A 7757-nucleotide genomic window follows, 5' to 3' on the forward strand; every position below is an offset into this window, starting at 1 on the left:
GGCCTCCGTGATGTGAGGATCAGAAGTTGATCATGTGTCCTGCGAGGCCGTGGAAGCCTTCCTGCAGCGCCTCCGACAGCGTCGGGTGTGTGTGCACGTTGCGGGCGAGCTCGAGTGCGGTCAGGTCCCACTTCTGGGCCAGCGTCAGTTCGGGCAGGAGTTCGGAGACGTCCGGGCCGATCATGTGCGCGCCGATGAGCTCGAGGTGCTCCGCGTCGGCGATCAGCTTGACGAAGCCGACCGGCTCGCCGAGGCCGTGCGCCTTGCCGTTGGCCATGAACGGGAAGGTCGCGACCTTGATCTCGCGCCCCTCGTCCTTGGCCTGCTGCTCGGTGAGCCCGAACGATGCGACCTGCGGCGAGCAGAACGTCGCACGCGGCATCATCCGGTAGTCGCCGAGGGTCTGCGTCTCCGCGCCACCGATCGTCTCGGCGGCGACGACGCCCTGTGCCTCCGCCACATGGGCGAGCTGCAGCTTGGCGGTCACATCGCCGATCGCGTAGATGCCCTCGACGTTCGTGCGCATGTGATCGTCGATGTCGATCGCGCCGCGTTCGGTGAGCTTCACACCGGTCTTGTCGAGGCCGAAGCCCTCGATGTTCGGGGCGAAGCCGACCGACATCAGCACCTTGTCGGCCTCGATCGACGACTGCTGACCGTCCTTGCCCGTGTAGGTGACGGTGACGGAGGAGCCGTTGTCGACGACCGTCTCCACCTTGGTGGAGGTCAGGATGTCGACGCCGTAGTTCTTGTACTGCTTCGTGATCTCCTTCGACACGTCGGCGTCCTCGTTGGGGAGCGCGCGGTCGAGGAACTCGATGATCGTGACCTTGACCCCGTAGTTCGTCATCACATAGGCGAACTCCATGCCGATCGCGCCCGCGCCGACGATGACGATCGACTTCGGCAGCTCACGGGTCATGATCTGCTCTTCGTAGGTGACGACGTTCTCGCTGAGCGTCACGCCCGGTAGCAGACGGACCTTGGAGCCGGTGGCGATGATGGCGTTGTCGAAGGTGACCTCTTCGGACGTGCCGTCGGCCTTGGCGACCGAGATCGCCTTCGGGCCGGTGAAGGTGCCGCGACCGTTGTACTCGGTCACCTTGTTCTTCTTCATCAGGAAGTGGATGCCCTTGACGCGACCCTCGGCGACCTCGCGGCTGCGATCGAACGCCTTGCCGAAGTCGATCGTGAACTCGCCGGAGATCCCGAAGAAGTCCGCCTTGTGGTTCAGGGTGTGCGCGAGCTCCGCGTTCTTCAGGAGCGCCTTGGAGGGGATGCAGCCGACGTTGAGGCAGACACCGCCCCAGTACTTCTCCTCGATGATGGCGGTGGACAGACCGAGCTGCGCGCTGCGAACCGCAGCGACGTATCCGCCAGGACCTGCACCAAGGATGACGACGTCGTAGTGTGGCATGCCTTAAGCCTATCGCTCCGACGGGGTGTCGGAATCGGTCGGAGCCCCACCTCGTCGGCGGCTCGCGACGATCCAGATGACCACTCCGGCGACGACCAGGACGGCGATGATCGCGAGCACCCAGACCCATGCGGAACCCGTGTCGGCATCGTCGGGGACCGGTGTGGGCGTCGAGGTCGCCTCGGGCTCCGTGGTCTCCTCCGCCGTCGGCGCTGCGCTGGTCGGGGCCGCCGTGGGCTCCGCGGTCGCAGACCCGTCGTCGCCGACGGTCACCATGAAGGAGTACTCGCCGGAAGTGGGGTGTCCGTCGCTGGAGACGACCTTCCAGATCACGTGGTATTCGCCGGCCGGACCGGACCCCTGCAAGGGCTGGGTGACGATCGCGCCTTCGACCGTCGCCGCGCCTTCGGTGACCGACGTGCCATCGGGGGCGGTCACGACGACCTCCGTCGCACCCTCCCCGTCGATGAGCTTGGCGCTGAAGGTCAGCGTGAGCTCTTCGGGGACGGTATCGACCGATTCATCGGCAGCGGGAGACGACGACACGAGCGCGTCGTGCGCGGACGCCGAGAGCGGGGAGAAGAGCACGAGGAACGCGGCGAGCAGGGTCGCGGCGAGGGCGATCGGGGTGGCCGACGGGCGCAGAGCTTTGGTCTTCACCACTCCACCTTATGGATAAGCAGTATGTGACGGCTGAGTGTGAATGCGGCCTCCCGCGAGCGCCTCGGCATCCGTTAGTCTGGATGATCAGGAGGGCACAGTGACAGACAGCGACAGCCGACCGGCCGGTGAGGACGCGATCCACCGTTCCGGCGAGCAGAAACACGACGTGACGCAGACGTTCGGACACGATTCCGACCTGTCTTTCGTGCCGTTCGGGGTGGAATTGACCGACGTGGAGCAGACGGCCATCGCCGCACTGCCTGCGGGATCCGCGTTGCTGCTGGTGCGCTCGGGCGCTCTCGCCGGTGCGCGCTATCTGCTCGACACCGATGTGACCACGGTCGGGCGGCACCCCGAGGCCGACATCTTCTTCGACGATGTGACCGTCTCTCGTCGGCACGCCGAGATCACCCGCAGCGGATCCGCCTTCGAGATCATCGACCAGCGCTCCCTCAACGGGACGTATGTCAACGGGGAGCGCGTCGACCGCAGCGCGCTGGTCGACGGCTCCGAAGTGCGCGTCGGCAAGTTCCGTCTGAACTTCTTCGTCTCCCCTCACGATCGCGCGGCGGCGAACGACTGATGGCGGCCACTCCCGCCCGCGAACGTTCCGCGTCCGCGGGCTTGCTGAGTATCGGCCAGGTCCTTGCTCGGCTCACACCGGAGTTCCCCGACCTCACGTCCAGCAAGCTGCGCTTCCTCGAAGTGCAGGGCATCGTCAGCCCCTCCCGCACGGAGTCGGGTTACCGCAAGTTCTCCGCCTCGGACATCGAGCGGTTGCGTCTCGGTCTCACGCTGCAGCGCGATCACTATCTTCCGCTGAGCGTCATCCGGGAGCAGCTCGATGAAGCCGCCGCCGGCGGGGAGGCGTCCGCCCTCGCCCCGCCGCCCTCGATCACGCCGGCGCCGCGTCGCTACCGCCGAGACGAGTTGCTCGCCGCCGCCGGCGCGGGGCCGCAGCTGCTCAACGATGCGATCAGCACCGGCGTCATCACGGCGCAGGAGAGCTACCCGGAAGCCACCGTCACGCTGCTGCGCGGTCTCGTCGCCCTGGATCGCCACGGCATCGAACCCCGGCACCTCCGGTCGTTGCGCCAAGGGGCCGAGCGGGAAGTCGCGCTCATCGAGTCGGCGATGTCCGCACTCCTGCGGCGGACCGACGCCGCATCCCGGGCGAAGGCCAGCGAATTGGCGCCGGAACTGGCGACGCGGATCGACGAAGTGCGCTCGCTCTTCGTCAAGGATGCGCTGTCGCGAGTGCTTTCGTAACGAACTGATTGCGACACACCTTCGTTGTCGCACGGATGTCATTGCCGGTGCCCAGGCACTGCTCTACCGTGGAAGAAACCGTTCCAGGGAGGATTTCAGATGAATGCGGATGAGCTCGCAGGCGACCCGCGGTTCGTACCCGAACTCCTCTTCACCGACGGCCTCCCGGCCATGGACGACGAGGTCGGATACCGCGGTGCGGTCGCCGCTCGTGCAGCTGGCATCACGTACCGTCAGCTCGACTACTGGGCGCGCACCGAGTTGGTGGAGCCCACCGTGCGCGGCGCCAGCGGCTCCGGTTCGCAGCGCCTCTACGGCTTCCGCGACATCCTCGTCCTGAAGCTGGTGAAGAGCCTTCTCGACACCGGCATCTCCCTCCAGCAGATCCGCACCGCCGTCGAGGAGCTGCGCCGCGCAGGCATCCGCGATCTCGCGGGCACCACGCTGATGAGCGACGGTGCATCCGTCTACCTCTGCACGTCGAACGACGAGGTCATCGACCTCGTGAGCCGCGGCCAGGGTGTCTTCGGCATCGCCGTCGGCAAGGTCCTCCGCGAGGTGGAGTCGACCCTCGTGGCATTCGACCCGACCGCTCCGGACCCCGTCGACGAACTCACCGCTCGTCGCGCGAAGCGTTCCGCCTGACCACGACTTTCCGCTTCAGACGGAAAACGGCCGCCCTCGATGAGGGCGGCCGTTTCGTCGTGCGCGTCGTGCGGATCAGCTCTGCGGGCCGTTCTCCGGAACGGCGATCCGACCGGTGCGGATGATCCTGTCCAGGAGCTGGTCGAAGTCGGCGGCGAGTTCCTGCGCGGAATCGCCGGGCCAGATGTGCAGCGGCTTCGCGGCGCCCTGGGCCTGCTGCAGCGAGGTGCGCTCGGGCAGCTGAGGGGAGAGCACGAGAGGTCCGAACATGTCGCGCAGCTCCTTGATGCGGAACTGGTGCTCGATGGACTGCGGGCGCACGCGGTTCACGACGATGCCGAGGGGCTGGAGCCGGGGCGAGAGCCCCCGACGGATCTCCTCGATGGCGCGGAGGGCACGGTCGGCGGCGGCGACGGAGAACAGTCCGGGTTCCGTGACCACCATGACGCGGTCGCTGGCGGCCCAAGCGGTGCGGGTGAGCGCGTTCAGGGAGGGAGCGCAGTCGACGAGGACGAGGTCGTAGTCGGCCTCGACCGAGGCGAGCGCCTCCTCGAGCTTCCACACGTCACGCACGCTCGGGTGCGGCCCGTCGAAGTTGATCGCGGAGGGGCTCCCGATCAGCACATCGATGGTGCCGGGGTGGACCTTCGCCCATCCGCTCGAGGTGATCGCCTGTCGGACGACCTTCTCCTTCGGGTTCGCCAGGACGTCGGCGATGTTGAGCCGACCTGCCACCTGGATGTCCATCCCGGTGGAGACGTCGGACTGAGGGTCGAGGTCGACGACGAGAGTCCGGACTCCCCGAGCGAAAGCCGCGGAGGCCAGCCCGAGTGTCACGGTCGTCTTGCCGACGCCCCCCTTGAGAGAGCTGACGCTGAGTACGTGCACGGACACCACGTTACCTTCCCCTAGGCTGGGGGAACACTCAGCCCCGCCCCATGCGCATCGAAAACGCTGTGCATCGAGCTCCCAGAGGTGTGCATGTTCCAGAAGATCCTTGTGGCGAACCGCGGCGAGATCGCGATCCGCGCCTTCCGTGCGGCAGTCGAGGTGGGAGCGCGCACGGTCGCGGTCTTCCCCCATGAAGACCGGGGGTCTGTGCATCGTCTCAAGGCCGACGAGGCCTACGAGATCGGCGAGCGCGGGCACCCGGTGCGGGCGTACCTCGATGTCGACGAGATCATCCGCGTCGCGCTGGAATCGGGAGCGGATGCCATCTATCCGGGATACGGCTTCCTGTCGGAGAATCCCGAGCTCGCGGAGAAGGCCGCGGCGAACGGCATCGTCTTCATCGGTCCTCCCTCGAACGTGCTGGAGATGGCGGGCAACAAGGTCGAGGCCAAGCGCCACGCGATCGACGCGGGAGTCCCGGTCCTGCGGTCCACGGAGGCCTCCGACGACGTCGACGCACTCGTCGCCCAGGCAGAGGACATCGGGTTCCCGCTCTTCGCGAAGGCGGTCGCGGGTGGCGGTGGCCGGGGGATGCGCCGCGTCGAGACGTCCGGTGACCTCGCTCCGGCGTTGGCCGAGGCCATGCGCGAGGCCGCCAGCGCGTTCGGTGATGCGCGGATGTTCCTCGAGCAGGCCGTCGTCCGCCCCCGGCACATCGAGGTGCAGATCCTCGCCGACAAGACCGGCGAGACCGTGCATCTGTTCGAGCGCGACTGCTCCGTGCAGCGTCGTCACCAGAAGGTCGTGGAGATCGCTCCGGCGCCGAACCTCGACGACGACATCCGCACGGCACTGCACGGATACGCCGTCGCGTTCGCCCGCTCCATCGGGTACGAGAACGCGGGCACGGTCGAGTTCCTCCTCGAGACGGCGGGGGAGCGGACAGGCGAAGTCGTCTTCATCGAGATGAACCCCCGCATCCAGGTCGAGCACACCGTGACCGAGGAGGTCACCGACGTCGACCTCGTGCAGAGCCAGATGCGGATCGCCTCGGGGCAGACGCTGGCCGACCTCGGTCTGCAGCAGGAGAATCTGCACCTGCGCGGTGCCGCGCTGCAGTGCCGGATCACGACCGAGGACCCGACGCAGGGCTTCCGTCCCGACACGGGGAAGATCACCACGTACCGCTCTCCCGGTGGGGCCGGGATCCGTCTCGACGGCGGCACCGTGCACCAGGGCGCACAGATCAGCCCGCATTTCGATTCGATGTTGGCGAAGCTCACCTGTCGCGGGCGGGACTTCCCGGCCGCGGTCGCTCGGGCGCGCCGAGCACTCGCCGAGTTCCGCATCCGCGGCGTCGCGACCAACATCCCCTTCCTGCAGGCTCTCCTCGAGGATGACGCCTTCATCGCCGGAGACGTGAGCACCTCCTTCATCGACGAGCGCCCCGGACTGCTTCGGGGTCGTGTCTCGAAGGACCGCGGGACGAAGCTCCTGAACTGGCTGGTCGACGTCACGGTCAACAAGCCGAACGGTGCCCACCCCGGTGTGATCGATCCCGCATCCAAGCTGCCGGCGATCGATCTGAGCGTGGAACCGGCTCCCGGCTCACGCCAGCGCCTCCTCGAGCTCGGGCCCGAGGGATTCGCCCGCAGCCTCCGGGAACAGACGGCGCTCGCGATCACCGACACGACCTTCCGCGACGCGCATCAGTCCCTCCTGGCGACGCGGGTGCGCACGAAGGACCTCGTGACCGCGGCGCCCTACCTCGCCCGGTCGACCCCCGGACTCCTGTCCGTCGAGGCCTGGGGCGGGGCGACCTACGACGTCGCCCTCCGCTTCCTCGGTGAGGACCCGTGGGAGCGCCTCGACAAGCTGCGCGCCGCACTGCCGAATGTCGCGATCCAGATGCTCCTGCGCGGACGCAACACGGTCGGCTACACGCCCTACCCGACGGCGGTCACCGAGGCGTTCGTCGCCGAGGCGGCGGCCAGCGGTGTCGACATCTTCCGCATCTTCGACGCGCTCAACGACGTGGAGCAGATGCGGCCGGCGATCGAGGCCGTGCGCAAGACCGGAACGGCGGTCGCCGAGGTGGCGCTCTGCTACACCGGGGACCTGCTCGATCCGGCCGAAGACCTCTACACCCTCGACTACTACCTGCACCTCGCAGACCAGATCGTCGACGCGGGGGCGCACATCCTCGCCATCAAGGACATGGCGGGGCTGCTGCGCCCGGCCGCCGCAGCGAAGCTCGTCGCAGCGCTGCGGGAGCGGTTCGACCTGCCGGTGCATCTGCACACGCATGACACCCCCGGCGGGCAGCTGGCGACCCTGCTCGCCGCGAGCGCCGTCGGGGTGGATGCGGTGGATGCCGCCTCCGCGCCCCTCTCCGGCACCACGAGCCAGCCATCGCTGTCGTCCCTCGTCGCCGCCCTCGCCCACACCGACCGGGACAGCGGGATCCCGCTCGACGGCGTCTCCGATCTGGAGCCCTACTGGGAGGCGGTGCGGCGGCAGTACGCGCCGTTCGAATCCGGGCTTCCGGGACCCACGGGACGTGTCTACCACCACGAGATTCCCGGTGGCCAGCTGTCGAACCTGCGCCAGCAGGCCAAGGCGCTGGGGCTCGCCGACGATTTCGAGCTCATCGAGGACATGTACGCCGCGGCCGACCGCATGCTCGGTCGCGTTCCCAAAGTCACTCCGTCCTCCAAGGTCGTCGGTGACCTGGCCCTGCACCTGGCCGCGGTGAAGGCGGATCCGGCCGACTTCGAGGCCAACCCAGAGAAGTACGACGTGCCGGACTCGGTCGTCGGTTTCATGGCGGGCGAACTCGGCGACCTTCCGGGTGGATGGCCCGAGCCGTTCC

7 protein-coding genes are annotated in these 7757 nt (G+C 67.8%); 4 read left to right on the forward strand and 3 right to left on the reverse strand.

The features are described 5' to 3' along the window. Nucleotides 1-19: 19 nt before the first annotated feature. Together lpdA and L978_RS07565 are read right to left on the reverse strand one after the other, a co-directional pair. Nucleotides 20-1417 (reverse strand): dihydrolipoyl dehydrogenase, encoded by a 1398-nt coding sequence (gene lpdA, locus L978_RS07560; protein ID WP_047521923.1) that lies wholly within the window; start codon nt 1415-1417, stop codon nt 20-22. 9 nt (nt 1418-1426) lie between these two features. After that, nucleotides 1427-2077, reverse strand: coding sequence for a copper resistance CopC family protein (locus tag L978_RS07565; protein ID WP_047521925.1), 651 nt, complete (start codon nt 2075-2077; stop codon nt 1427-1429). A gap of 100 nt (nt 2078-2177) precedes the next feature. On the opposite strand from L978_RS07565, the gene L978_RS07570 reads away from it, so the two are divergent. From L978_RS07570 to L978_RS07580, 3 genes are all read left to right on the forward strand, one after another. Further along, nucleotides 2178-2663: an FHA domain-containing protein gene (locus tag L978_RS07570; protein ID WP_047521927.1), complete on the forward strand. Its 486-nt coding sequence runs from the start codon at nt 2178-2180 to the stop codon at nt 2661-2663. Continuing rightward, entirely contained in the window at nt 2663-3349 is a 687-nt protein-coding gene (gene ftsR, locus L978_RS07575) for a transcriptional regulator FtsR (RefSeq protein ID WP_047521929.1), read from the forward strand. Before L978_RS07570 ends, ftsR begins: the two co-directional genes overlap by 1 nt. A 99-nt stretch (nt 3350-3448) precedes the next feature. After that, nucleotides 3449-3994 carry a MerR family transcriptional regulator gene (locus L978_RS07580; RefSeq protein WP_047521931.1) on the forward strand — a complete coding sequence of 182 codons (546 nt, stop codon included), beginning with the start codon at nt 3449-3451 and terminating at the stop codon, nt 3992-3994. A 75-nt stretch (nt 3995-4069) separates the two neighbouring features. Here L978_RS07580 and L978_RS07585 read toward each other — a convergent pair whose 3' ends face one another. Continuing rightward, nucleotides 4070-4882: a ParA family protein gene (locus tag L978_RS07585; protein ID WP_047521976.1), complete on the reverse strand. Its 813-nt coding sequence runs from the start codon at nt 4880-4882 to the stop codon at nt 4070-4072. A gap of 93 nt (nt 4883-4975) precedes the next feature. Here L978_RS07585 and L978_RS07590 point away from each other — a divergent pair. Beyond that, nucleotides 4976-7757: pyruvate carboxylase (locus L978_RS07590; RefSeq protein ID WP_047521933.1), on the forward strand; the 2782-nt coding region annotated here is incomplete at its 3' end.

The sequence above is a fragment of the Microbacterium sp. ZOR0019 genome (assembly GCF_000800925.1).
GTDB lineage: Bacteria > Actinomycetota > Actinomycetes > Actinomycetales > Microbacteriaceae > Microbacterium > Microbacterium aurugineum.